This window comes from Corynebacterium lujinxingii, assembly GCF_014490555.1.
GTDB lineage: Bacteria > Actinomycetota > Actinomycetes > Mycobacteriales > Mycobacteriaceae > Corynebacterium > Corynebacterium lujinxingii.
In genome coordinates, this window is record NZ_CP061032.1 from 806722 (window position 1) to 829093 (window position 22372).

Genomic DNA, 22372 nt, shown 5'->3' on the forward strand with positions numbered 1-22372 from the left:
GGTGTAAGTGGGTTCTAGTCGGCGGGAGTGGTGGACATGGAAGCGGCGGTAATCGAGCCGTCGCCGACGCGGATGCGAAGCTGCGCGCCGGGGGCCGCCTGGTCGATCGAGGTGACCACTTCTGGCTCCGAGTGGTCGCGCGGGACGACCTGGACCACGGCATAGCCGCGGGCAAGCGTGGCGGAGGGGCCGAGGGCGGCAACCTGGGAGCGCAGTGCGGCGATCTGCTGCGACTCGCGCGACAGCAGGTGCGAGATGTCGCGGCGCATCAGGGTGCCGGCGCGCTCGATCTCCTCGTGGCGGCGAGTGATCGCCATCATCGGGTCTGCTAGTGCGGGGCGGGTGCGTACCGACGCCAACCCGTTACGTTCCCGCTGTACCCAGCCACGCAGGGCGGCGGTGATGCGGGCGCGTGCGTCGTCGAGAAGCGCGCGCTCCTGCGCCACGTCCGGCACAGCGCGCTTGGCGGCGTCGGTCGGGGTGGCGGCGCGCACGTCGGCGACGTTGTCCAGCACGGGATTGTCCGGCTCGTGGCCGATCGCGGAGATGACCGGGGTGCCGGCGGTGGCGACGGCGCGCTGCAGCGCTTCCTCCGAAAACGGCAGCAAGTCCTCGACGGAACCGCCGCCGCGGGCGATGATGATCACCTCGACGTCCGGGTCGCGGTCGAGGGTGTGCAGCGCCTCGATCACCGCGGGCACCGTCGTCGGGCCCTGGACCGGGGTGTTGATGATCTCGAAGTTCACCTGCGGCCAGCGCCCCTGGGCGACGGTGACCACATCGCGCTCGGCCGCCGAGCCGCGGCCGGTGATCAGCCCGACTTTTTTCGGCAGGTAGGGAAGCGGCCGCTTGCGGGCCGGGTCGAACAGGCCCTCGGAGGCGAGTTGCTTGCGTAGCGCCTCGATCCGGGCGAGCAGCTCGCCCGCGCCGACGTGGCGGATCTCCGCGACCTTCATGGAAAACGAGCCGCGGCCGGGATAAAACGTCGGCTTGCCGTAGGCCACGACGCGGTCGCCGTCCTTGAGCGGCACCTGCATGCCCGTGAGCAGCCCTGTCTCGGCCGTCAACTGTACCGAGACTTGCTCCTGGGTGTCGCGCAGTGTCAGGTACGACAACCGCCACGACGGCTTTGTGTTGATCTGTGTGAGCTGGCCTTCGATCCACAGCCATCCCAACCGGTCGATCCAACTCTTCACGGAGTTGTTGAGCTTCGCCACCGACCACGGCGTATCCGGCGTGCTCTTCGGCGGCGCGCCTTGTGATTCTGCCACGCTGTGCTCCTTTCTCCCCGGTATCTTTGCCAGGTAAACAGTACCCGGCGGGCCGATGCAGCCCGCCTACTGTTTTTGACGCAGATTAGTTAGGGTTGGTTCCATGACTGATCAGGGTAAAAAAGTGCTCCTCGCGTCGCCGCGCGGCTACTGCGCTGGCGTGGACCGCGCGGTGGAGACCGTAGAGAAGGCGCTGGAGAAGTACGGTGCCCCCGTCTACGTGCGCAAAGAGATCGTGCACAACAAATACGTGGTGGAGACGCTGCAGGACCGCGGCGTGATCTTTGTCGACGAAACTGACGTGGTGCCCGAAGGTGCCCACCTGGTCTTCTCCGCCCACGGCGTGTCCCCGGCGGTGCGCGAATCCGCCGAGCAGCGCCAATTGAAGACCCTCGACGCGTCCTGCCCGCTGGTGACCAAGGTGCACAACGAGGCCAAGCGCTTCGCCCGCGACGGCTACCACATCCTCCTCGTCGGCCATGAGGGCCACGAAGAGGTCGAGGGCACCGCCGGCGAGGCGCCGGAGATCACGCACCTGGTCGACGGCGTCGAGGGCGTGGACCGCCTGCCGGACTTCCCGGACGATCAGAAGCTGGTGTGGCTGTCGCAGACGACGCTGTCGGTGGACGAGACTATGGAGATCGTCAACAAGCTCCACGAGCGGTACCCGAGCCTGGAGAACCCGCCGAGCGACGACATCTGCTACGCCACCCAGAACCGTCAGGCCGCGGTGAAGAAGATCGCCCCGGATGCGGACCTGATGATCGTGGTCGGCTCCCAGAACTCGTCAAACTCGAAGCGTCTCGTCGAGGTCGCGCTCGAAGCCGGCGCCCAGAAGGCGTACCTGGTCGACTACGCCTCGCAGATTGACGACGACTGGTTTGACGGCGTGAACACCGTCGGCGTGACATCCGGCGCGTCGGTGCCGGACATCCTCGTGCGCGAGGTGCTCGACCACCTTAAGGAGGTCGGCTTCGGCGAGGTTGAGGAGGTCACCACCACGGTGGAGACCATCACGTTCGCGCTGCCACGCGAGCTACGCCTGCCACGCCGCGAAGCCCCGCTGGAGGCCTAGCCTTTATACAGGTCTTCGCCCAGTCGGTTGACCACCCGGGACGACCCGCCGGAATTTCCCTTCTTTCGGCGGGTTTTCTCTGTCCTGGCGCGGTCTAACAATTCCTGAACCGGCACGGACTGCGCCTGCTCGCGGGCCCGACGGCCCTGGGAAGTGGTACGACGGTTGTTGCGGTTGATCGTGGAGCGCTCTTCCGTCTCGCGCCTGCGGATCCCGGCGTTTTGCCGCTTGATCAGTCGCAGCCGCACCCCTGCGATCACCAGCGACCCGAGCGTGGTGAAAAACAGGACGGGGAAATACTCCGCGACCGGATACGCGATGGCGAGCAGTGCCGTTTTCGCGCTGGCACCGCCTGCGGCCAGGCTGTCGCGGGACATGATCCAGCCCACGACCACAAGCGTGGCCACGAACAGCAGGGGAGCAGAGGTTACCGTCAGGCTGAGCCCCTTCGGGTTGATCAGCGTGGTCACCGCGATCACGGCCAGCGCGTAAAGGGCCAGCAGCGGCCACGAGATCGCGCCAGTGGACAGCGACAGCAGCGCGCCGGTGAACAATGCGGCGAAAACGATGCCGATGCCGGACCCCGTGGGCAGACCCACGAAGGTGACGGACGGGGAGGTACGGCTCCGGCTCGAAACATGTGACACGAAGAGGAAGCTTACCTGTCGTCCTCTTCCACAATGTGGCGGGCACGCGCCGACGCCGGTTTCAAGACAGGTGCCTCCTGCCGGCGCGACGGGATGTGGGCCTCCTCTAACTTTCGGGCGGTCACCATGACACGAGAGTCCATCGAGGCCAGCGTGGAGTTATATGCTTCGACTGCTTTTTCCAGCGAGGTGCCCACCTTGTTGTAGTGCTGCGCCATCGTGGACAGACGCTGGTGCAGCTCAGCGCCTAGGCGCTGCACCTCTTTCGCGGAGGCGTTGATGGATTCTTGCCGCCACCCGAGCGCCACGGTGCGCAGCAGCGCGAACAAGGTGGTGGGGGTGGCGATGACCACGTCGCGCGAAAACGCGTAGTCCAACAAATCCGGTTCGAGGCTCAGTGCCGCATCCAGGAAGGGGTCGGCCGGGACGAACAGCACGACAAACTCGGGGGTGGGTTGGAACGCGTTGATATATGCCTTGCCCGACAGGGTGTCCACGTGCCCACGCAACAGGTGCGCGTGGCGGCGCAGGAAGGCGTCGTGCTCCTCGGGGTCGTCGGTGTTGAGCGCGTCGAGGTAGGCGCCGAAGGGCACCTTTGCGTCAACGACGATGTTGCGACCCTGGGTGAGCCGGATGATCATGTCGGGGCGGACGCGGGAGTCGTCGACAAGCATGTGCGCCTGGGTGTCGAAGTCGACGTGCTCGAGCATGCCGCCGAGCTCGACGACGCGCTCTAGCTGCATTTCGCCCCAGCGGCCGCGGGTTTGTGGGGAGCGCAGGGCGGTGATGAGTTGATCGGTGCGGTCGCCAAGCCGGGCCGAGGTGCGGCCAATGGCTTGAACCTGGCCTGCGATTGCCGACGACGACACCGCCTGCTGCTTATCCATGTGGTCGAGCTGTTCGCGCATGTCTTTTAGCGCGCGGGCCACGGGGCGCAGGTCCTGCGGGGGAGCGGGCTGCGGTGCGGAGCGGCGGAACCAGGCCACGCCCGCGAACACCCCGGCGATGAAGCCGGCGAGCAGCCCCGTGGCGAGGATGAGAAAGACCGTGGTTGTTGGCATGCGCCCGAGTTAACCACGCGATCACGACACGCTATGCGTCGGGTTCGCTCTTATGTTCGACATTCCTGCGTTTGAGGATGGTGCGGCTGCCCACGTTGCGGAGTTTCTGCAGACTCGTGCTGAAGCCGGGGGAGGACGGCTCGTCGGCGGGGTCGTCGTTAAGCGTCTGCGGGGCGTTGACCCACTCGCGCTCGCCGCGCCACTCCTGACGCTTGTACACCGACTCCTTCTCGTCGATTTCCGCGATCAGGCGGCCCTCCTCTGTGGCGAAGTCGAGGTCGTCCGCGCCGACCTCGCCGGCATTGATGCGCAGGACGTCCACCATATAGCGGTACGCCACCGCGATCATGGCCGCGGCTGGCACGGCGAGGAAGCCGCCCATCAGGCCGAACAGGCCGCCGCCGACCGTGACTGAGATCAGCACGACCACCGGGTGGAGGTTCATCGCCCGCGACTGCAGCAGCGGGGAAAGCACGTTGCCTTCGAGCTGTTGGGTGGCCAACACGATGGCAAGCACGATCAGGGCCTTCGTGAAACCGAGAGTCACCAGTGCGATCAGGGTGGCCAAGGCGCCGGCGACCACAGCGCCGACGATCGGGATAAACCCCGCGACAAACGTAATGATGGCCAGCGTGAACGCCATTGGGACGCCGACGATGGCGATGCCGGTGCCGATCACGATGGCGTCGACAAGCGAGCACACCGCCTGCGCACGGATGAAGCCGGACAACGTGTTCCACGCGCGGGTAAGCAGCTCGGTGGCGTACAGGCCGGTGCGGCCCCCGGTGGCGCCGCGCAGCCACGGCAGGAACCGGTGGCCGTCCTTGAGGAAGAAGAAGGTGAGCACGAACAGCACCATGAGCGTGACGGACAAGCCCGCGGCTGTATTGATGCCGGAGAACACGCCGCCCGCGATCGCGCCCGCCTGGTTCTGAATCCAACGCGTGATTTCGTCGACACCCTCGTTCAGGCTCTCCGGATCCACGTTCAGCGGCGGGCCCTGCGCCCACAGCTGCAGGCGCTGAATGCCCTCGAGCGCCTGGATGTACAGCAGGCGCGACTGGCCGACGATATCCGGCGCGATCAGCATGCCCAACACCGCGAGCACACCGAAAAACAACAACATGGTGAGCAGTGCTGCCAGCCCAGACGCGATCTTGTGGTCGCGCAGCCATGCGGCCACCGGGGCGAGCACCGTGCACACGATCAGCGCGAGCACCGCCGGCAGCACACCGGCCCAAAAGGCACCGATCAGTTTGCCCAGGGCATACAAAAACAGTGCGATCACCAGGATGCGCAGCGTGAACTTCGCGCCGGAGGCGATCCAGGCGTTGAACACGACGTTGCGGTCCACGCGGTCGTCGCGAGTATCTGCGGGCTGAATCGGTGCGGTCACGCGCACCATTGTGCACCACCGCACATCGCTTTGCGACGAACCCCTGCCAATCAGCCCAACCTCGTGGGATAGGTCTAGTGGGATAGGATGGTGCGCCGTGAGCCTTACACTTGGAATTGTCGGTCTGCCCAACGTCGGAAAGTCCACCTTGTTCAACGCGCTGACGCGCAACGAGGTGCTTGCCGCGAACTACCCGTTCGCCACCATCGAGCCGAACGTGGGACTCGTCGAACTGCCGGATCCGCGCCTGGATCGCCTGGCGGAAATCTTCGACTCGGAGCGTGTGCTGCCGGCGACGGTGTCCTTCGTGGATATCGCGGGCATCGTCAAGGGCGCATCCGAAGGCGAGGGTATGGGCAACGCGTTTTTGGCCAACATCCGTGAAGCCGACGCGATCTGCCAGGTTGTGCGCGCGTTTAGCGACGACAACGTCATCCACGTCGACGGCCAGGTCGACCCGTCTTCGGACATCGAGGTCATCAACACGGAGCTGATCCTCGCCGACCTGCAGACCATCGAAAAGGCCCTGCCGCGCCTGGAAAAGGACGGCCGTAAGGACAAGGACGTCGCCGCGCAGGCGGAGGAAGCGAAGAAGGCGCAGGCCATTCTCGAGGACGGCCGCACCCTGTTCGCCGCGTCCAAGACCGGCGACATCGACCTCGCGCTGCTGCACCACCTGCACCTCATGACCGCAAAGCCGTTCCTCTACGTGTTCAACTCCGACGAGGACGTGCTTACCGACGAAGCCCGCAAACAGGAGCTCCGCGACCTCGTCGCCCCCGCGGAGGCCGTCTTCCTCGATGCCCAGACCGAAACCGAGCTGCTCGAGCTTGACGACGAAGACGCCTCCGAACTCCTCGCCGCCGTCGGCCAAGACGAGCCAGGTCTGCAGACTCTGGCCAAGGCCGGCTTCGACACCCTCGGCCTGCAGACCTACCTCACTGCAGGCCCGAAGGAGGCCCGCGCCTGGACGATCCGCAAGGGCGACACCGCCCCAAAGGCCGCCGGCGTGATCCACACCGACTTTGAAAAGGGATTCATCAAGGCCGAAATCGTCGGCTTCGAGGATCTTGACGCCGCCGGCTCCATGGCCGAGGCTCGCGCGGCCGGCAAGGTCCGCCAGGAAGGCAAGGACTACGTCATGGTCGACGGCGATGTCGTGGAGTTTCGTTTCAATGTAACCTAAATGCGCTATGAATAGCGTATGACTACACGTGCTGCTATTTACCTCCGTATCTCGCTAGACGCTGCCATGGACGGCCTCGCCATCGACCGGCAGCGCCAGGACTGCGAAGCCCTTGCCGAGCAACGCGGCTGGGACGTCGTGCATACCTACGTCGATCAATCGATCTCTGCATCAAAGAAGGACGTGGACCGTCCCGACTACGACGCGATGGTGGCGTCCTTTGAGCGCGGCGAGATCGACGCGATCATTTGCTGGGACCTCGACCGCCTCACGCGACAGCCCTGGCAGCTCGAAGAGTGGATCGACAGAGCAGAAGAGCAGGGGCTGAAACTCGTCACCGCGAACGGTGATGCTGACCTTGCCACCGACGGCGGCAGAATGTACGCGCGCATCAAAGCAGCCGTGGCGCGCGGCGAGATCGAACGTAAAAGCATGCGCCAATCCCGTGCGCAACAGCAGCGCGCCGAGCAGGGACGCTGGTACTCCGGCGGTGTGCGCCCAATCGGCTACACCTCGACCGGCGAGATCATCCCACCCGAAGCCGCCGCCGTGCTCGGGATGTTCCGGGCTGTCGAGCGGGGCAACTCCATGCGCGACATTGCACGCGCCCTATCTGGGGTCGATCAACCGGGCTTGCCGGATATCCCGACCACTCCGCGCCATATGCACACCGTGGTCACAGAGCGCAACGCTCGACGCCGCGCTGAAGGCCAGGAAGAAAAGCCAGTTCCCGACGCGCAGCCGTGGGCCTATACGTCGTTGCACTCGATTCTGCGCAACCCCGTGTATGCCGGCTATTCCACCTACAAGAAGGCCAAACGCAAAGGCGTGAAGAACAAATACCGCCGTGTAACGCACATTGTCCGCGACCCCGATACCGGCGAGCCGGTAAAAGGGCAGTGGGAGCCGATCGTCACACCCGATCTGTGGTGGCGTGTGCAGAACGTGCTCGATGATCCCGACCGGCTGACAAACAAGGAGCGCCGGAACACTCGCCGCCATCTCGGCTCGGGTCTGTATGTCTGCGACGAGTGCGGCAACCCCGTGCGCACGCATGCCGACCGCTACCGCTGCGCGGCCTGTGGCTTAGTGCGCACACATAGCGTCGATGATTTTGTCCTCGCCGTGATCCGTGCCCGTCTTGGTCGTGACGACCTGGCGGACCTGCTGCCGACTGCGGACGACGACGAGGTCAACGCCATCGACGACGAACTCGCTGAGCTTCGCGCAAAGCTCGCCCGCGTCCAGGCTGACTACGACGAGGAGCTTATCGAGGCCCGTGACCTCAAGCGCGCGCGAAACCGTTATGAGCCGCAGATCGAGAAACTCGAAACGCGCCGTGCCCGCCTTGCTGGCGCATCGGCGCTGCTCGACACAACCGGCTACGCCTCGCCCGTGGACGCCTTCGACAACGCAGAGCTTGCCGTGCAGCGTCGAGTCATCAACACCCTGTGCCAGGTGCGCCTGCGCCGTGGCGTGCGCGGCACCAAGACCTTCAACCCTGAATCGGTGCAGATCGTGTGGAACTAGGTTGCAGTGTGTGACACGTCAACAATCGCGCGCATGTGCTGCGCCTTAGGGGCGGCCTAAGCAAGCGCACGACACCGTGCGCTTGCGGCGTGCGAAACTAGGCAGGAGTTTCGCGCAGCTGACGTTGGCGAGGATGACGTCAGAAGAGAGCAAGGACGAAAGGGCGTGTTGCGGGCAACCCCACTCCGTACGGGGTGAATCCAAGACATAGCGGACCAAGGACAACCAACGCCCTCCCGAGCCTAAGGCCTGTGAAAAGTACCAATATAATTAGAAAACTGGTTCTATTCCCATTTGTATTCACTTAGGATAGTCTCCCTTTTGAGGCAATCCCGCCTCATTTCCTCTCTCAAAGGAGACTGTTATGACCCCCAAAAAAGCGCACTCGGCAGTTTGCAGCGCTGCTGATTGCCTCTGCTCTGAGCGTTTCCGTATCTAACTCAGCCGTTGCTTCCGCAGAAGAATTCCAAGACCACGGCGCCAAGGGAGGCTTTGCTTCCGGTGTGATGGCCGAGCTACTCGGCGAGGCAGCACCAGCCATCACAACCTACTGGGCATCTGTCGGCCGGAAAGTTCGCTACCCTGCAGGTGGCGGTACCTGGGAGTACGGATTCTGGGACGCTAAGGCGCGTTCTTATTTCACCGTGAATCGGTGCCATACTTCGACTGTGATCGTCAACGACAGAAGGCAACAAAGCATCGACACCCGCGGCGGCCAGAAGTCGATCGCCGAGCTTTGGGCAACGAATTTGCCGGGCACTAAGGACAGCTACTACTACAACTTCTGCTAGAACTCATGCGTATTCGACCCCTAGTACTTGGGCTTTTGAGCCTACTTCTTGCTGCAGTCATCGCGACTACTGGGTGGCTGCTGACAGCCCTGGTTGACTCCACCAAGCCCTTGTCCTTAGGGGTCGAATCAACCTTTAGTCTTGACTACGTCGAGCCTAAGACTTCACTCGCGGAGGAACTTGAGTCAGACTACGCACCGACGGTAATCCGTAACTCACTGGTTTCATTGGCCGAGCAGAACGGCTACTCCATCTACCGGCTGACTGGCACCGATGACGCAAGCGGGACTTCCCACGAGGTTTTCATCCCGCTGGAGGAAAATTATCCAGCACCGGAACGCATTCCCCGGCTCAACCGGCCGGATGCCTTGAGCCAAGCGGCCAGTGAGCTTGGGTCGCTGGATTACCACGGTGACTACGTCTTGGTTCCCAAAGCAACGGGTGGCAATGCGAACCACTTCTACGAATCGGCCAGGAATGACGGGCTCAGGCTAAGCGAAAAGACGCAGTTCCTTCACCTCATCCAATCGGTCGTATTCCGCCTGCCCGCGTTGGTGGCGATCCTGTTTCTATTTGTCGTTTCCCTTTTTGCCCTGGTATTTGTTCTTCGGGTTTCCGGTCTTAGATTGGCAGCGCTGCGCACAATAAATGGAGGGCACCGCAGTCAAAAAGGCAATTGGCGGCAATGGACCTTTGTCATCCTCCCGCACCTAGTTCTCATTGGCCTTGCGAGTACATTCCTCGCCCGCCAAGGGAGCTATTCTTTTGCCCTCCTGTTCCTCAGGTTCTACGCCGCCGGGATAGGCTTGGCCCTGGCTACCACCGGTTTGGCCGTAGCCGTCACCGCCCCATTGTTGCGCCGCGCAGTAGCGCTGCTGGGGCAGCGTGCCCCCGCAGAGAAGGCGGCGGGAAAAGCGCTGAAAGTAATTTCGGTCTTTACCTGCGTGACCTTTGTAGCAGCGGGTCTTAGCTCAGCGGCTGCGCTCCGCTCCTACCAGCAGGAATCCGAGGCCCAGCAGACCTGGAAATCTCTCGCGGAGTTTGGAGCCTTGCATTTTTCAGCCAACTTCGACGGCCCTGCTGGCCGCGTGGAAGGAGGCGAGCTCTTGCCGCCCAGTCTGCAGCAGAACTTCCGCGACTTCGCGCTCAGCTGGGAGCGGGAGCACGGGGCTGTCCTCAGCCATACTTTGCCGAAAGAAGGTACCGGTGTGCCGGACTCCTGCCCCGTGGCACTTGCTAACCGCCAATGGCACGATCTGCAGGATTATCAGTTCCGTCCCGGAGACGACAACCACTCGGTCGACTATTCCGCAGCCCAAGAGCATTTCGCAGCTTCCGTGGATCTGTGGGCTCAGGAATCCGGCGACCTGCTCCTTAAATCTGCGCAAATTGGTCCGGTCAGTGCCGATCATGCGGTCGGATTCATTAGTGGAACAATGTCGGGGGAACTGGTTCCCGGCGATTGTTTTTACGTGCTTGAAACGGACGATCTATCCGGCTTCGACGCAGACTTCCTAAGCTCCACAGCTTCGAGTGAAAATTTGCTCTTCGCGGATTTCTCGGAACTGGGTCCAGAACTTACCGCTGCCGGCCTCGAAGGCTACGTGTACCCGGTACGCGCGGCCGATCGCGGTCTGGCCGAACTAGTAGCCAGCACGGCGCTGTTCTGGCTGAGTATCCTGAGCGCCCTCGGAGCTTTGCTCGCCACGCTTGCGGCCTTGATAGTCCAGGCGCGCATCCAGCTCCGAGTTCACCGTCGCCTCCTGGTACTCCTCCACAGCGCTGGGCAATCACCGGACAAAACGATGTGGCGACTATTCAAAAGCCAACTGGTCAGCCTGACAGTTGTCGTCATATTGTCCGTCCTGGCTCCGCTACTGCTTCCCAACCCGTTCCTCTACACCTTCACCGCGCTAAGCTGCCTTGTCTTAATCGTCTACCTCGGTTTTGTCCGTCTCAGTATTTCTCAGCACATGTCCGCCTCCCCTAGGAGTCACAATGTCATTGGCTAGCCCCAATCAGTCCCCCACTCTGCCGCCGGAGATTTCCACCTCTCATCTCTGTCTCGCCGCGGAGTCGACTTTTTCTGTGGGGCGCAGCACGCGGATGGTGAAGAAGTCCCTCGTGGAAAATGCAACGTTTTCCCTACCCGGGCCAGGCTTTGTCGCCATCTGTGGAGCCAGCGGTTCCGGAAAGACTTTGCTGCTCAACACCTTGGCCGGGCTCCTGCCGCCGGCGGACGGCCTCCTCCGGATAGACGGTGAGAATGCCTCCGCGTGGAGGATGAAGCGGAGGCGGAGGTTCTGGCGAGAACGCGCAGCGATAATCCACCAAGACCACGGAATCATTCCCGAACTAAGCTGCGAAGATAACCTCACCCTCGGGCTATCCAGGAAGCAATACTCCAAAGAAGAATTGCTGCACTCCCTCGGCGAAGTCGGTCTTGATGTCCCCTTCGACGGGCCGGCAGCTATTCTCAGCGGAGGCGAGCAGCAGCGGCTGGCGATCGCCCGAGCCCTGCTCCGCGGCGCGGCTTATGTGTTCGCTGACGAGCCGACCGCCTCCCTCGACCCCACTAACCGCGACCAAGTTATCGCGCTCCTGCGGCGAGCTGCGGACGGGGGCGCACTCGTTCTGGCCGCCACGCACGATGCCGCAGTTATTGCTGCCGCTGACAGCACCTTGCGCATCAATGATCGCCAGGTCACAGTCTCCGGCTCTGCGCGGGATTAAATCGCGATGCCCGCGGCCTTGGCCACCTTCCGGTACCCGGCCGCATGGTCCGCGACGCTGGCGTGGGCGTTGAGTCCGCTGGGGTTGTCGAGCACGGGCCTGACCCCCGGAAAGTAGACACGTCGGGGGTTAGCTATGCTGCTTGGGTCAGCGTAGCTGACTGAGCAGGCGCAGATGGCCAAGGAGCTTATCGACGGTGGCAAGTCCGTCAGCGCAGTAGCGCGCACCTTCAACGTCTCGCGGCCGACGATCTATCGCGCTCTCAAGCGCATTGACGCCGACGCTTAATCACAGGCTGCGTCGCTAGCGCCCGCACCCGGCAAGCCGAGCATCAGGCTGCGCTAGCGACGCTCAGCACGCTTCAGGTGCGGTGGTGCCGTGGCAGGGCGCGACCGGCAGAGCCGGACCGAATACGGGATTGACCACGTACACCCCGTATTCGTGCAAAGGAGCACTGCCATGTCCACTCATTCCCACACGCTTGCATCCCACGGTGAGATCCTCGCGAACCTCCCCGGCATCCTCGGGTTTTACCCGAATAACTCGCTGATCCTCGCGTTCTTCGTCGACGACGAGGGCGTCGACACCGTCCGCCTCGGCCCGGTCGCACGGTTCGACCTGGACGAGGCCGTGGAGAAGCTCACCGAGAGCCGCGAGCGGTTCGCAGCGTGGGTCCACCACCTCGAACTCGACGCTGTTATCGCGTACATGATCAGCGATGACATTGCGCAACCGATCTTCGATGAGACGGCCACGTACCTCACCAGCGGGGCAGTGCACCTACCGCCGCTGCTCGGGGTGGTGCAGGTGCCTGAGATCGTCACTGGGGCTGCGTGGTGGTCTGTGTATCAGCATCCGCTCATCGACGAGCCGCGCCACGGCGTTGTCGGCGAGGTCGCCGCATCGGCGGCGCTGCAGCAGATGCTAGAGCACACTGGCGAGCTGCCGGAGCCGAGCAAAGACGACATCGAGGCACGCCTGAACAGCACCGAACACGGCATCGACGCTGCCGAACACGCCGACATCATCGAAGACGCGCTGGCGTATATCCCGCCCATGTTCTCCGACATGCTGCAGCGTGAGTACGAGCAGGCGGCGGCAGGGATGACCCAGCCGAGCACTCGCGCTGTTCGGTCTGCGTTGAAATGCTTCACCACGCCGCGCTTGCGGGACACGCTGCTGGCGGCGCTGCTCGATGAGCCGCAGGCTGGCCTTGCGTTCATAGAGAAGGTTATGCGTGCTGTCCCGACCAGCTGGCCGGGGATGCGGGCGCAGCTCACCGCCACTGTCGCCGTGCTCGCGCACGCCACGGGCCAGCCGGGGTTAGCTGGCGTGGCTGCGCAGCGGGCCACCGAGATCGGGCCAGACGAAAATTTCCCGTCGCTGGTCGCGAAGCTGACCGACATCGGCCAAGGCGAGCGGATGGTCGAGCTTGTCCGCGAGGGCGCTGAGAAGACCCGCACGATCTTGTTTGCCGAGTAGCACCACACACCCCGTTGTAGCAATGCAACGGGGTTTCTTTTTCTCGCGGGGCCTTGGCTTGCGACGACAGACACCGCAACGAGGCAGGGGAGTGACCTTTAGACAGCAGAGCTGTCTCCAACAGACGGATTGACCATCAATCCGAACAAGGAGGCACGTGATGCGCGACATCACCCACACCGACCTGGAACTGCTCTACCAGCTCGCCGACGGCATCGACGGCGAGGACGCCGATCCGGGCGCAGCACAAGAACTGCGCGACCTAGAGGCGGCAGGCACACCGCTGCCCTGGGCAGTGTTGTAACGACAGCGCAACCGCCCCGCAGCAGCAAAGCAGCTGCTTAAGTACCCAAATTGCACGGCAAATCACACCCACTCACGTAAGGAGAACCAACATGTCCAACCCCTTCAACAACGGCACCATCGTCGGCAACGCAGCTCGCGCACCCAAGCTGTTCGAGCACGCAAACGGCGGCGCGACGGTGAAGCTCAGCGTCTATGCGCGCAACACCTTCAAGAACAAGTCCACCGGCAAGGTGGAAAGCGAGATCGTGGAGCTGACCGGCTACGTCCAGGACGCCGCGAACCCCGGTGTGTTCGGCTGCATCGGCTCCGGCGATCGCGTTGCGGTGAGCTACTCGCTCAAGACCGACGTCTACACCGACAAGGACGGTGTGAAGCAGTACCCGCTGGTGGCGCGCATCGACACGGTGCAGCTGATCGATTCCAAGAAGGAGTCCGCTGCTCGCGCTGCCCGTCGCGGAGGCGAGGCGGCGACCGCCGCCCTGGCTGGCGCTGAGGGCGAAGAAGTACCGTTCTAACTACGAAACCCCGCAGGGAAACTGACCTGGGGTTTTGTGAAGCGATTTCAAACGCATCTAGTGGCGCCATTTATGGTTGGGGGCATGGGCGCAGGAAAAAGTGATTTCGACGTTGTAGGTGACCGTGCGGACGATCCGGAAGAGATGGTGCGCCTGCGGTTCGATGTCGCTTACGACGGCACGGACTTCCACGGTTGGGCGCGCCAGAAACCTGCCGGTGGGGAAGAGCTCCGCACGGTGCAGGGCGTGCTGGAGGACGCGCTGAGCCTGATCCTGCGCTACCCGGTGGAGCTGACGGTGGCCGGCCGGACGGACGCGGGAGTCCACGCCGCCGGGCAGGTGGCGCATGCGGATATTCCGGTGTCGTCACTGGACCAGAGGTCGATTGAGGGGGATCCGGGGAGGTTGGTGCGTCGATTAGCGAAATTGCTTGATCCCGACGTGCGCGTTTCGGCAGTGTCCGCCGCGCCCGACGGCTTCGACGCGCGTTTCTCGGCGTTGACGCGCACCTACCGCTACCGGGTGACCACCGCGGACGGCGGCGCGCTGCCCCTGCGCGTGAGGGACACCGCGGTGTGGCCGAAGAAGGTGGACCTGGACGCGGCGCAAGAATTCGCGAATGCCGTGGTCGGGCTGCACGACTTCGCGGCGTTCTGCAAAGCGCGGCCGCACGCCACCACGATCCGGGAGGTCCGCTCGTTCGAGTGGCGCGACGTGTCCACCGGTGAGGAACCCGAGCTCTACGAGGCGGTCATCGTCGCCGACGCGTTCTGCTGGCACATGGTCCGCGCGCTGGTGGCCACGTGTCTCGACGTCGGCTCCGGCAAGCGCGACGGTGAGTGGGCCGCGGCTTTGCTGGGGGAGAAGGAACGCTCTGCCGCGGTGAGTTTGGCACCCGCAAATGGGTTGACCCTCCTCGGCGTCGACTACCCGGCAGATAACGAACTCGCAGCTCGCGCTGCAGTGACGCGCGACCGGCGCGACGCTTCGGAGGTGCACTCCGAGTCTTCCCGGGCGACGGAATAGACTGCTTGGGCAGGAATTGTCCGAACGAGTCGCCCCCGGGAGGTAGCGCATGGATGCAGTCGGTGCCGTGTGGTTGGCCATCGCTGTATTCACATTGCCGGGGCTGATCTTCGCGTGGGTCGCGGGCGCGAAACTGCCCGCTGCGGCCGCGTCGTCGCTGCCCGCGACCTTCGGCATCGTCGGGTTGGGCAGCTGGATGTACGGCGCGATGGGAATCCGCTTCGGGTGGCCGTCGTTCATCGTTTTCTTAGTGCTCATGCTGTGTCTGGCGGCCGGGTGGCGCTACGCGTTCGCGCGGCGGGCGAGAAAACGCGCGGCGAAGAATTGGGTGCGTGCCCTGTGGCCGGGCGACTGGCGGCGCGGCAGTATCGCCGACCCGTCGTGGGTGCTGCCCGGCGCCGGCGTCGTGGCTGGCGCGTGGATGCTGATCGCCAAGCAGCTCGAACTCCAGTCGAAGGTGCCCGGCCAGCTGGACAATATTGTCCAGGGTTGGGACATCCAGTGGCACGTCAATGCGGTGCGCTTCATCATGGAGGAAGGCATTGCCTCGCCCACGCGGATGGGCGAGCTGCAGAACCCCGAAACGCACATCGATCTTTTCTATCCTTCCGCTTTCCACGCGGCGACGGCGCTGTTTGCCAGCGCGGGCGACCTCGCCCCCGTGGAAGCCGTGAACCTCGCGTCGATCGTGCTGCCGAGTCTCGCCCTGACCGCCGGCGCCGCTGGTCTGGCGTGGGCGATGGCGCGCGGCCGCGGCATGGTCGCGCAGATCGCCGCGGGACTGGCCGCCATCGCGGTGTACGCCTCGCCGGTGCTGGTGTGGATCCCGGATTTCGTGGGCATGCGCCCCTACATCGTGGCGATCGGACTGTCCGGCATCGTCATCGCGTTGTTCCACCAGGTGCCGCGCTACCGCGCGCTGGCCCTGCCGACGCTGTTCGCGTTCTTAGGCATGATGCAGGTCCACCCGTCCGCGGTGCTCGTCGTGGTGCTCGCCGTGCTGCTGTACTGGCTGACCTACCTGGTGTGGCGCCCGGACCGCTCGCGTGTTAGCGATGTCCTGTGGCTGGCCATTCCGGCGCTCGGCGCGACGGTGGCGTTCCTCCCGCAGCTCATCGCCGGCCAGACTCAGGCCGAAGAGGTGAACACCTGGGACGCCAGCGAGAATGTCACTTCAGGGGAGGCCTGGGAGAAGGCGTTCAAGATGAGCACCCGCCACGTGGGCGAGTTCTTCCCCGACTTCGACCCGACCATCCTGCTGTGGCTCGCCGGCTTCGGCGCGATCGCCATGGTGGTCTGGCGCGGGCAGGTGTGGGCGCCCGTCTTCTACGGGCTCATGACGGCCAGCGCGGCGCATGCGCTGCACCCGTTCGACGGACTGTGGGAACCGCTTTTGACCCTGCTCGGGTCCCCGCACTACAACTCCGCGCACCGCATCATCACGGTCGTGGCGCTGACCGTCATCGCCGGTGCCGCTGTCGGCGCCGCGATGATCATCCGCGTGTTCACGCTCGCTCCCGTCGCTGCCCGCTACGGCACCCGCCCGTGGGTGTGGGGCACGTCGATTGCCTCCGCTATCCTCGCGGTTCTCGTCGGGTGGGGCACCGGCGCCTGGGCGTCCACCGTCGCCGTCGACGGCGCGAAGATGTCCTTCGACGCCTCCCGCCTCAACGACCGCATGGTCGACGACGACCAGCTCACGGCCTACGCCTGGCTCGCCTCCCGCCCGGAGGCTCACGAGGGCTTAGTCATGGGCGAATCCACCGACGGGTATTCCTGGGCCTACGCCATCGACGGCGTGCCCACAGTCGCCCGCCACTACCTGTGGCCCAACGGCGGCCTGGGCGTCGACTCGAACCTGCTCGCCGACCGCGCCGGCCAACTCGGCGCCGGTGAACGCGGCCGACCGAACGAGAAATCGCCCGCCGACGACGCCGCCGCCGACCTGGGCGTCCGCTTCATCGTCTCCTCCGGCAACACCTTCTGGCCCGGGCCCAAAAACTGGCAGGTGGACAAGGCCCTGTGGACCACCCCCGGCGTCACGCCCGTCTACCAGCGCGGTCGCGTGACCATCTTCGCCGTCAACGCGCAGCTCACCCCAGCTGAGATCAAGGAACTCCAGCGCGACGCCGTCGCCAACGGCGGCTCCACCGAGCTGCCTGAGCTGACTCCGACGAGTGAGGAGCTGGCGGCCGCGGGCGTCGAATAGCGTTGCGCACTTCAGTGCGCATTTTCGGGTTGAAGCCCGCCCCGCATGCGCTTAGCGTCGTTTAAAGAAGCCATTGCTAATCGACGGGGGCGTCCACATGGCTCAGCACACTCATGCCGTTTCGGGGGAGACAAAGCAGGCGCGCAGGCTGTTGCCGACGACGCGTTCGCAGGTTTCGGGGCACCGTTTCATGCGCCGGCGCGTGGAGCACGGGCTCATTTACGGGGATATCCGGATGATTCATGATCCATTGGCGGCACGGCGTCGTTCGGCGATCTTCGGGATGGTCGCGGTGGCGCTCATCGCGGCGGGATCGGGGCTGTTCGCGTGGTTGCGGCCGAATCCGGATCCGGGCGCGGCGGCGATTCTGCGGGCCAATGACGGGGCGATGTACGTGCGGGTCGGGGAGGTAGTGCACCCGGTGACGAACCTGACGTCGGCGCGACTGATCGCAGGCAGTGCGGAGGAGCCGCAGCGCGTGGGGGAGGAGCGACTCACCGAGATGCCGCGCGGTGTGCCGTTGGGTATCGCCACGGCGCCGGCGATGTTCGCGCCGGGTGATGCGGTGGATGCTGCGTGGTCGGCGTGCGAGGGGGAGGAGCGTGTCACGGTTGTCGCCGGGGAACCGGTGCAGCAGCTTGCCGACGGGCAGGCTGTCGCGGTTACTCAGGGCGGCAACGAGTGGATGCTCACCAATGAGGGGCGCGCAAAACTCCCGCCAGACAGCGATGCACAGGGCAGGCTGATCCGACGCGCCCTGGGCATCGACGCGCGGGTCGTCCGCGCAGACATCAGTGCGCCGGTGCTGTCCGCGATCCGCGAACTTCCGCCGGTCCGCCTGCCACACCCATTGCCGCGCCTGTTGCTCGCCGACGGCACCGACGAAGCATGGGCTGTCACACAGCATGGCGGCATTCAGCCCGTTTCGGAATTACAGAAGCAGTTGCTTATCGACGCCGCCGCACCCACCTCAACCTCTTCCCCCTCCCAGATTGCCGCGTATCCGGATGCCCAAGTCCCGCTAGATATCGCCGTTCCGGAGAAAGCGCCGGAGTGGGTTGATCCACAAGGATCGGCCGTGTGCGTGACGGAGTCAGGCTCTGTTGCACTCGTTGCCCCAGATTCGGATGTCTTGACCGCAGGATCGGTCGAGCTGTCCGGTGACAGCCCCGCGACCCATTTCGTCGGGTTAGCCTCCGGTGCTGTCGGCGTCGACACCGGTGCCGGCTACCACGTCGTGTCCGCTTCAGGTCAGCGCCATCTGGTGGATACCAGGGACAACCTCGACGTCGTCGGCGCACTGCACGTGGACACCGTTCCGTGGAGCATCCTCAGTCTCCTGCCCGAAGGCCCGGCCCTCACACGCGAGGCAGCGCTGACCGCGACCTACTGATAGCGCTGCGACGCCAGTCAATCTGGTCTCGGTGCACTACCTTCGCGGCGAGTTTTAGCCGTGGTGAATGGAGCGATGCCGGGGTCGGCCCTGGAGGAGTATCCGTCGAAAAGCGCCCACTGCGACAGCAAGGGCGGCGACGAGCACGACGCTTGCGACCGTGAAACTGCTTCGGTGTGGGGCAGCGGAATCAATGGTCGCAATTGGGCGCGCACGCAGCGGTGCGGTGTCGGGGCTCTGCTCGCGTTCGACGAATGGGACAGCCCGCAGTGGGTCGACGGCCCCGCCGTGCGGTTCCGCGGAGGCGGTGATCATGATAGTCAGTGCAGCTAATCAGGCGGCTTCAAAGGCATTCGGCGAGCGGTAGCCGGACCATGAGTGCAAACGTTTCGTGTTGTACCGGGTGCACCACCGAAACACATCCCGGCGGCACACCAGCTGACTTGGAAAAACAGGCTCATCCTGAAGGACTTCCCGCTTCAGTGACGCGTTGAACGACTCCGCCAACGAGTTATCCGCACTCGTCCCGATCGCTCCCATCGACTGGGTGACGCCGAACTGCTCACACAACCTCCGGTACTGCTCAGAGGTATAAACACTGCCGTGATCCGAGTGGAAAATCGCCCCATTCAGGTCTCCTCGTACCTTCCAGGCCATCGTCAGGGCTTCGGATGATAATCCGCATATCTGTGGGGTATTTGTCGAGGTTAATGCCCAGTGGTTCCCCGGCCCAGGATCGCATCCGGGAAGTGATGTCTGCGACATAAGCGTCCGTGGTGTCGCTGACCGTACCGCCCGCGCGGATGATGCCTTGTTTGATGCCCTCGCCGAGCGTGGAGGCGATGTCGCCGATCTGCCAGGTCACCGGCAACCCCACCGAATACGCCAGGCCTTGTTGGTTGAGGTGTCTCAGAAAGGCCTGGGATCCGCCGGCGGAATCCGTGCGTATCAGCAAACGCTTCCCCCACTCCTGACCATCGACGCGGTTGGGGATCGCGGCCAAGGCCTGGTCGAGGACGTCCTTGTGGTCGTCGGCGGTATTCGAGCCGACGTTGTCCGGACGCAGCAGGACGGCTGCGGGTTCACCGGTCAGCCCGTCGCCGTGGTCGATGATCGCGCACAGCGGGTGGAACCCGTAGTGCTTCTTCCAGGTCGGGGCCGCTTTTTCCTTGTCTGAGTGGGCGAGGATTTCCGTGGCGTCCAGGTCCAGAACCAACGGAGCATCGGTGCTGGCCGCGGCGGCGGGGTTGCGGGCACCGCAGGCGGTCCAGTCCGCGGTACGGGCTGTTTTCATGCCGGCCAGCACCGCGGTTGTGCCGGCACCGGCAGCTTCGTCGTCGTGGTCGGCGAGTTCCTTGCGGCGGCGGTGCACCGTGGAGTGCGACGGCACCTGGTCGACCAGGCCGGTGGCCACCAACGGGCCCAGGAGATCAACATCGCCTGCGTCGTCCCCGCTGAGGGCCAGTGCCAGGGCTAGTGCGGTCATGGTGTGCAGCAGGTTCGGGTTCTGTCACTCGGCCAGTTCCACGTCGATGGCATCGGCGACTTTGACGGCGTCGGCGGTGGCGGCCAATAACATGAGTCCGGCGTTCGAGCACAGTTGAGCAGGAGCGGGGTACCGACATGGAAGCTGGTAGTCTTCACCCTGAAGGTGATCCCTTCGAGCAGGCAAATTGTGACATCAACAACTACTAATTTGCCTGGTCAATGGTCACTTTCCTTGGATCTTCACCACATGTCAGTCGGCTTCCCGTGAAAACACCGGGTTACCTTCTCGAATATGTTGACCGACAGTGAACGACTCCTCATTTTTTAACGCAGAAGTTGACGTGATCACCCGAGGTATTGCGGACTTTTGTCCGGAACGTCCTCTTCCGCCCCCTGAATGGGGCTGACCTGCACTAATACTACTTTTGGGGGATCGACGTGAGCGTTGGCCCGGGTGATGGGGTCCGCTCAGCGCCACTCCGACATCGCGTCATCGCGCAGGAAACGGCCCGTGGCCGCCACCGCCGGTCCCGAGGACTCCGCCCCGGCGACGAAGGTGCAGAACGCAAGGTCACCCTTGATGCCGGCGAACCAGCCGTGGGCGGGCCGGTTGCCCCCGACCTCCGCGGTCCCGGTCTTGCCGCCGAGACCGTGGATGTCGCTCAGGCTGGCGGCGGTCCCGGAGTCCACCGTCTCCGCCATCATCGCGCGCAGGGCCCGCACTGTCGCCGGGTCGAGCGGCTCGGGGTCCTGATCGGCGGTGGTCTCCTCACCCTGGATCAGGGTCGGCAGCACCATCCGGCCGTTGTTGCCCAGGGAGGCCTCCATGACGGCCAGCCCGAAGGGGGAGGAGAGGACCTCGCCCTGGCCGATGGCGGCCTCCACCCGGGCCGCGCCGGGCTCGGTGACGGGGACGGAGCCGGTCACCGAGTTCATGCCGGGCGCGGTGAAGTCCACGCCCAGTCCGAGACGCGCCGCCGTGTTCCTCATGTCGTCCGGCTCCAGATCCTGGGAGATGAAACCCTGGGTGGTGTTGCAGGACTGGGCGAAGGCCTGCGTCATGGAGACGTCCCCGAGGGCGAAGTTGCCGTCGTTGGGGATGACGCGGCCATCGATCTCCGCGGTGGCGGGGCAGGCGACGGTGGAGTCGGGTACCACGGTGCCGCGTTCGAGGGCGGCGGCGGTGGTCACCGTCTTGAAGGTGGAGCCGGGCGGGTACAGCCCGCTCAGCGAGACGGGGCCGAGGGCGTCGGCGGCGTCGTTCTGCGCGACGGCGATAACCCCGCCGGTGGAGGCGCTGAGGGCGACGATCGCCGCGGGCTGCTCGATCGGCTCCAGGGCCCGCTTCGCGGCCGTCTGCACCCCGAGGTCCATCGTGGTGCGCACGGGTTCGCTCTCCGCCGGTTCCACCTGCCCCAGGATGGTCGTGCCGGTGGGGGAGGTGGCCTGGAGGGTCCAGCCGGCGTCGGCCGTGATCTTCTCCGACCAGTAGTCGCGCAGGCCGCCGTCCACCGGGGAGGCGGTGTCCCGGGTGGGGCCGAGCATGCGGCCCTCCTCCCGCAGGTCCAGTCCCTTGATCGCCCGCAGGGCGTCCCCTATCACGGCGAAGTCCCCCTCTCGGAGGGTGAACAGCCCCACCGGGGAGCCGTCCCCGGACTCGATCTGGGCGGTGACGGATTCGGCGGTGGAGGTCGGCACGACCGGGCGGACGGCGGCGGCGATCTCCCCGGCCCGCGGGATCAGCTCCGGGCCCGCGGAGACGACGGTGACAGGTGTCCAGGACAGGATGTCGGTGCCGTTGCGGTCGGTCACCGGCAGAGTGAAGGTCTTGTCGTCGGAGTAGAGGAAGCGACTGTCCCCGTTCAGCTCCGTGGAGAAGATCCGCTTGTCCCAGGTGATGAGGTCGCTGTCCTGTTCGGAGAGGGTGATCGTCCCGGTGGTAGTGGACTCATCGCCATTCGGGACGGTCCAGGTGGCGGTGATCTCGGTGGCGCCGTCCTCCTCGCCGCCGGCGTCCAGTTCCACGCTGGTCCCGCCGATGCCCGCGCGCAGCTGCTCCAGGTCGGCTGCGGCCCGGGCGGGATCGTCGCTGAGTGTGGCGGCACCGGCGTCGTCACCGGCGTTGAAGGCGGCGACGAACTCGTCCACCGCGTCCCGGAACCAGGGCACGGTGCAGGAGGAGAGCGCGAGCGCCGTAGCGGCGAGCAGGGCGGAGACACGGACAGTGGTGCGGGTGGTCATGCCGGATGAGATTAGGCCCACG

The 22372-nt window shown here is 64.7% G+C and carries 19 protein-coding genes and 1 pseudogene; 13 read left to right on the plus strand and 7 right to left on the minus strand.

Annotated features, from left to right (window positions below; genetic code table 11):
* Positions 1 to 14 precede the first annotated feature (14 nt).
* Positions 15 to 1271, minus strand: a complete 1257-nt coding sequence (gene xseA, locus IAU68_RS04065) for an exodeoxyribonuclease VII large subunit (protein ID WP_171193597.1) — start codon at positions 1269 to 1271, stop codon at positions 15 to 17.
* Positions 1272 to 1374: 103 nt separating this feature from the next.
* On the opposite strand from xseA, the gene IAU68_RS04070 reads away from it, so the two are divergent.
* Positions 1375 to 2346 carry a 4-hydroxy-3-methylbut-2-enyl diphosphate reductase gene (locus IAU68_RS04070; RefSeq protein ID WP_171193596.1) on the plus strand — a complete coding sequence of 324 codons (972 nt, stop codon included), beginning with the start codon at positions 1375 to 1377 and terminating at the stop codon, positions 2344 to 2346.
* On the opposite strand, the gene IAU68_RS04075 is transcribed toward IAU68_RS04070, so the two are convergent.
* Genes IAU68_RS04075 through IAU68_RS04085 form a run of 3 tightly spaced genes read right to left on the minus strand, consistent with a single transcriptional unit; the run spans position 2343 to position 5459 of the window.
* Positions 2343 to 2993, minus strand: coding sequence for a DUF6542 domain-containing protein (locus IAU68_RS04075; RefSeq protein ID WP_171193595.1), 651 nt, complete (start codon positions 2991 to 2993; stop codon positions 2343 to 2345). The two genes, IAU68_RS04070 and IAU68_RS04075, sit on opposite strands and share 4 nt — an antisense overlap.
* A gap of 11 nt (positions 2994 to 3004) precedes the next feature.
* Positions 3005 to 4054 (minus strand): DNA recombination protein RmuC, encoded by a 1050-nt coding sequence (locus IAU68_RS04080; RefSeq protein WP_171193594.1) that lies wholly within the window; start codon positions 4052 to 4054, stop codon positions 3005 to 3007.
* Between the two features lie 31 nt (positions 4055 to 4085).
* Positions 4086 to 5459, minus strand: coding sequence for an AI-2E family transporter (locus tag IAU68_RS04085; RefSeq protein ID WP_171193593.1), 1374 nt, complete (start codon positions 5457 to 5459; stop codon positions 4086 to 4088).
* Positions 5460 to 5547: 88 nt separating this feature from the next.
* Here IAU68_RS04085 and ychF point away from each other — a divergent pair, with 88 nt between their 5' ends.
* The 12 genes from ychF to eccB all read left to right on the plus strand — a co-directional run bounded on the left by ychF (position 5548) and on the right by eccB (position 18621).
* On the plus strand, positions 5548 to 6636 hold the full coding sequence (gene ychF / locus IAU68_RS04090) for a redox-regulated ATPase YchF (RefSeq protein ID WP_171193592.1): 1089 nt from the start codon (positions 5548 to 5550) through the stop codon (positions 6634 to 6636).
* Positions 6637 to 6654: 18 nt separating this feature from the next.
* Positions 6655 to 8166 carry a recombinase family protein gene (locus IAU68_RS04095; protein ID WP_070725723.1) on the plus strand — a complete coding sequence of 504 codons (1512 nt, stop codon included), beginning with the start codon at positions 6655 to 6657 and terminating at the stop codon, positions 8164 to 8166.
* 506 nt (positions 8167 to 8672) lie between these two features.
* The gene (locus tag IAU68_RS04100; protein WP_171193591.1) at positions 8673 to 8957 is read left to right on the plus strand and encodes a lactococcin 972 family bacteriocin; all 285 of its coding nucleotides are present in this window, start codon (positions 8673 to 8675) and stop codon (positions 8955 to 8957) included.
* A 5-nt stretch (positions 8958 to 8962) separates the two neighbouring features.
* A complete protein-coding gene (locus IAU68_RS04105) occupies positions 8963 to 10969 on the plus strand; it encodes a hypothetical protein (RefSeq protein WP_016456435.1) in 2007 nt (668 codons plus the stop codon).
* Positions 10962 to 11690, plus strand: a complete 729-nt coding sequence (locus IAU68_RS04110; protein ID WP_171193590.1) for an ATP-binding cassette domain-containing protein — start codon at positions 10962 to 10964, stop codon at positions 11688 to 11690. The genes IAU68_RS04105 and IAU68_RS04110 overlap by 8 nt, the downstream gene beginning before the upstream one ends.
* A 174-nt stretch (positions 11691 to 11864) precedes the next feature.
* On the plus strand, positions 11865 to 11978 hold the full coding sequence (locus IAU68_RS04115) for a helix-turn-helix domain-containing protein (protein ID WP_171193589.1): 114 nt from the start codon (positions 11865 to 11867) through the stop codon (positions 11976 to 11978).
* Between the two features lie 171 nt (positions 11979 to 12149).
* Positions 12150 to 13172 (plus strand): DUF4192 domain-containing protein, encoded by a 1023-nt coding sequence (locus IAU68_RS04120; protein ID WP_171193588.1) that lies wholly within the window; start codon positions 12150 to 12152, stop codon positions 13170 to 13172.
* A gap of 160 nt (positions 13173 to 13332) precedes the next feature.
* A complete protein-coding gene (locus IAU68_RS04125) occupies positions 13333 to 13476 on the plus strand; it encodes a hypothetical protein (protein ID WP_016456431.1) in 144 nt (47 codons plus the stop codon).
* Between the two features lie 91 nt (positions 13477 to 13567).
* Entirely contained in the window at positions 13568 to 13993 is a 426-nt protein-coding gene (locus IAU68_RS04130; RefSeq protein ID WP_016456430.1) for a single-stranded DNA-binding protein, read from the plus strand.
* 144 nt (positions 13994 to 14137) lie between these two features.
* Positions 14138 to 15019, plus strand: coding sequence for a tRNA pseudouridine(38-40) synthase TruA (gene truA, locus IAU68_RS04135; RefSeq protein ID WP_083279290.1), 882 nt, complete (start codon positions 14138 to 14140; stop codon positions 15017 to 15019).
* Between the two features lie 49 nt (positions 15020 to 15068).
* Positions 15069 to 17228, plus strand: a complete 2160-nt coding sequence (locus tag IAU68_RS04140) for a DUF6541 family protein (protein ID WP_070570997.1) — start codon at positions 15069 to 15071, stop codon at positions 17226 to 17228.
* A 97-nt stretch (positions 17229 to 17325) separates the two neighbouring features.
* Positions 17326 to 18621, plus strand: coding sequence for a type VII secretion protein EccB (gene eccB, locus IAU68_RS04145; RefSeq protein WP_070421280.1), 1296 nt, complete (start codon positions 17326 to 17328; stop codon positions 18619 to 18621).
* Between the two features lie 333 nt (positions 18622 to 18954).
* On the opposite strand, the pseudogene IAU68_RS04150 reads toward eccB, so the two are convergent.
* The 3 genes and pseudogenes from IAU68_RS04150 to IAU68_RS04160 all read right to left on the minus strand — a co-directional run.
* A pseudogene (locus IAU68_RS04150) lies at positions 18955 to 19299 on the minus strand (integrase core domain-containing protein); the annotation flags it as partial.
* The gene (locus IAU68_RS04155; RefSeq protein WP_070421282.1) at positions 19205 to 20107 is read right to left on the minus strand and encodes a transposase; all 903 of its coding nucleotides are present in this window, start codon (positions 20105 to 20107) and stop codon (positions 19205 to 19207) included. The gene IAU68_RS04155 and the pseudogene IAU68_RS04150, both read right to left, overlap by 95 nt.
* A 470-nt stretch (positions 20108 to 20577) precedes the next feature.
* On the minus strand, positions 20578 to 22350 hold the full coding sequence (locus IAU68_RS04160; RefSeq protein WP_171193587.1) for a penicillin-binding transpeptidase domain-containing protein: 1773 nt from the start codon (positions 22348 to 22350) through the stop codon (positions 20578 to 20580).
* Positions 22351 to 22372 lie beyond the last annotated feature (22 nt).

Coding starts and splice junctions, on each gene's coding strand:
- IAU68_RS04070 (WP_171193596.1), top strand. CDS start 1,375: ATGACTGATCAGGGTAAAAAAGTGCTCCTCGCGTCGCCGCGCGGCTAC.
- IAU68_RS04080 (WP_171193594.1), bottom strand. CDS start 4,054: ATGCCAACAACCACGGTCTTTCTCATCCTCGCCACGGGGCTGCTCGCC.
- IAU68_RS04085 (WP_171193593.1), bottom strand. CDS start 5,459: ATGGTGCGCGTGACCGCACCGATTCAGCCCGCAGATACTCGCGACGAC.
- IAU68_RS04095 (WP_070725723.1), top strand. CDS start 6,655: ATGACTACACGTGCTGCTATTTACCTCCGTATCTCGCTAGACGCTGCC.
- IAU68_RS04100 (WP_171193591.1), top strand. CDS start 8,673: ATGGCCGAGCTACTCGGCGAGGCAGCACCAGCCATCACAACCTACTGG.
- IAU68_RS04105 (WP_016456435.1), top strand. CDS start 8,963: ATGCGTATTCGACCCCTAGTACTTGGGCTTTTGAGCCTACTTCTTGCT.
- IAU68_RS04115 (WP_171193589.1), top strand. CDS start 11,865: ATGGCCAAGGAGCTTATCGACGGTGGCAAGTCCGTCAGCGCAGTAGCG.
- IAU68_RS04120 (WP_171193588.1), top strand. CDS start 12,150: ATGTCCACTCATTCCCACACGCTTGCATCCCACGGTGAGATCCTCGCG.
- IAU68_RS04125 (WP_016456431.1), top strand. CDS start 13,333: ATGCGCGACATCACCCACACCGACCTGGAACTGCTCTACCAGCTCGCC.
- IAU68_RS04130 (WP_016456430.1), top strand. CDS start 13,568: ATGTCCAACCCCTTCAACAACGGCACCATCGTCGGCAACGCAGCTCGC.
- truA (WP_083279290.1), top strand. CDS start 14,138: ATGGTGCGCCTGCGGTTCGATGTCGCTTACGACGGCACGGACTTCCAC.
- IAU68_RS04140 (WP_070570997.1), top strand. CDS start 15,069: ATGGATGCAGTCGGTGCCGTGTGGTTGGCCATCGCTGTATTCACATTG.
- eccB (WP_070421280.1), top strand. CDS start 17,326: ATGGCTCAGCACACTCATGCCGTTTCGGGGGAGACAAAGCAGGCGCGC.
- IAU68_RS04155 (WP_070421282.1), bottom strand. CDS start 20,107: ATGACCGCACTAGCCCTGGCACTGGCCCTCAGCGGGGACGACGCAGGC.
- IAU68_RS04160 (WP_171193587.1), bottom strand. CDS start 22,350: ATGACCACCCGCACCACTGTCCGTGTCTCCGCCCTGCTCGCCGCTACG.